Below are 1,970 nucleotides of genomic sequence, written 5' to 3'. Positions count from 1 at the left end.
TAAACGGCTTAAAAAAATAGTTTGAACGTATAAATTAAACCTAAAAAAAGGTCAACCTATTTCAGTATAATACAAAAAAACGATAGTAATTCTCCTTTTAATTTCATCATATTTAGGATTTTCTCAAGAGAAATCTTTTTATGACTTCATTGTATTAAATAATAATGATACAATTTATGGAAAATACCAAACAAATATTTTTTTAGATTTAAAAGGGAAAAAGTATAAAATCAAAAAAAACAAAATTAAGAATATCAAAAAAAATGAAAAAATATATAATTTAACTTTAATTACAAAAGAACAATTTTACTCTAAAGAAAATGACAGTTTAATATCATTGGAAAATGAAAATATTTCTGCTTTCAAAAAAGAGGAGAAATTATACTTACATAATTTAAAAAGAAGTTTGAGAAAAGACTATATTATAAATATAGAAAAAGATACTACTTATGGAGAAATTAAAAATCGAAATAGTATTAATAAATATGAACAAATTATTAATGAAAAAGGTCTGAAAATAGATCCAAAAAATATCTTGGAATTCAGAATGGAGGGTTTTAATTATTATTACAAAGAAAAGAGAAAAATAAACCCATCAGATAAAAAACAAGCTTACTTAAAATTAATATACAAAGGAAAAGTGAACTTGTATGAATATAAAACTTTGGTAACTATTTCTGGTTTTAGTTCTCAAGTTGAGACTCATTATTATCTTGAGAAAGATAAAACTTTAACATTATTAAATCCGAGAAGATTTTATCAAATTATTAAAAGAATACTACCTGAAAATATTGAACTTCACAATATGATAAAAAAGAGAAAATTTAATTATAAAGACATTTATTTAGTAATTAAATACCATAATGAATATTAACTATTGCCAACACCATATATAATTTATTGCTGGCTTTTTGCTTACTTGCGAAAATCCTCGCGGATTTTCTTTGTCAGTAATTATTTACTAAATTAGTTGCTTAAACCACGCAACAAACCATATATAAACACGTTGCCAACAAGCTAAAAAAACCAAACTAATTACCAAATTGGTAACTATTTTATTATATTTGCGTCAAACAATTATAATGTGAGAGTAATCGCAAAACGAACTTTACGAGATTTTTGGGAAAAACACGCTGATTGTGAAGAACAATTAAAATCGTGGTATAGAGAAACTGAAAAGTCCGAATGGAAAAATATTAACGAATTAAAAAGTGAATATCCGAGTGCTAGTATTTTGAAAGACAATCGAATTGTTTATGATATAAAAGGTAATAATTATCGTTTGATTGTAAAATTTAATTTTGAATACGGAATATGCTGGATAAGGTTTATCGGAACTCACGCTGAATATGATAAAATTGACGCAAATAATATCTAATTATGAAAATATTACCAATTAGAAACGAAAAAGACTATCAAAACGCACTCAACAGACTTGAGGAAATTTTTGATGCAAAAAAAGGAACACAAGATGGAGACGAGTTGGAAATCCTGTCAATTTTGATTGATAGATATGAAAATGAACAATTCCCAATCGGAATGCCTGACCCAATCGAAGCAATTAAATTCCGAATGGAACAAATGGGAATGAAACAAAAGGATTTAGCAGAAGTTGTTGGATTTAAAAGTAGAGTTAGCGAAATTTTGAATAAAAAAAGAAAACTGACTCTAGATATGATTAGAAAACTCAACACTACTCTACATATTCCTACTGAAGTTTTAATTCAAGATTATTAATTGAAAAAAGCCAGTTGGCAACACCGTATATAATTTATTGCTAGTTCTAGTCTACTTACGAAAATTCTCGCGGATTTTCTATTCAGTTTATATTTGCTAAATTAGGTGCTTAAACACGCCACTAATCTTATACAAACACGTTGTAAGTAATTTAAGAACTGTACTTTCCTGAAATAGGTTGACTAAAAATTCATCAATTAATGATAGTCACTTATGAAAAATCAAAATGAACA

At 26.0% G+C, this 1,970-nt stretch carries 3 protein-coding genes; all 3 read left to right on the top strand.

Features of this window, described 5'->3' with window-relative positions; all coding sequences use genetic code 11:
- Positions 1–337: 337 nt before the first annotated feature.
- The 3 genes from Q0662_RS11880 to Q0662_RS11870 all read left to right on the top strand — a co-directional run bounded on the left by Q0662_RS11880 (position 338) and on the right by Q0662_RS11870 (position 1,737).
- Entirely contained in the window at positions 338–874 is a 537-nt protein-coding gene (locus Q0662_RS11880) for a hypothetical protein (RefSeq protein ID WP_298950142.1), read from the top strand.
- A gap of 210 nt (positions 875–1,084) precedes the next feature.
- Positions 1,085–1,378 carry a type II toxin-antitoxin system HigB family toxin gene (locus tag Q0662_RS11875; protein ID WP_298950139.1) on the top strand — a complete coding sequence of 98 codons (294 nt, stop codon included), beginning with the start codon at positions 1,085–1,087 and terminating at the stop codon, positions 1,376–1,378.
- Between the two features lie 2 nt (positions 1,379–1,380).
- A complete protein-coding gene (locus Q0662_RS11870) occupies positions 1,381–1,737 on the top strand; it encodes a helix-turn-helix domain-containing protein (protein WP_298950136.1) in 357 nt (118 codons plus the stop codon).
- The last annotated feature ends 233 nt before the right edge of the window (positions 1,738–1,970 follow it).

The organism is uncultured Polaribacter sp. (genome assembly GCF_947503855.1).
In the GTDB taxonomy this organism is placed as follows: Bacteria; Bacteroidota; Bacteroidia; order Flavobacteriales; family Flavobacteriaceae; genus Polaribacter.
Note: the sequence above shows the minus strand (reverse complement) of the source record. Positions and strands in the feature narration are given on the sequence as shown.

What these genes read in the sequence shown, in the direction of transcription:
- Q0662_RS11870 (WP_298950136.1), top strand. Translation starts at nt 1,381, where the DNA reads ATGAAAATATTACCAATTAGAAACGAAAAAGACTATCAAAACGCACTC.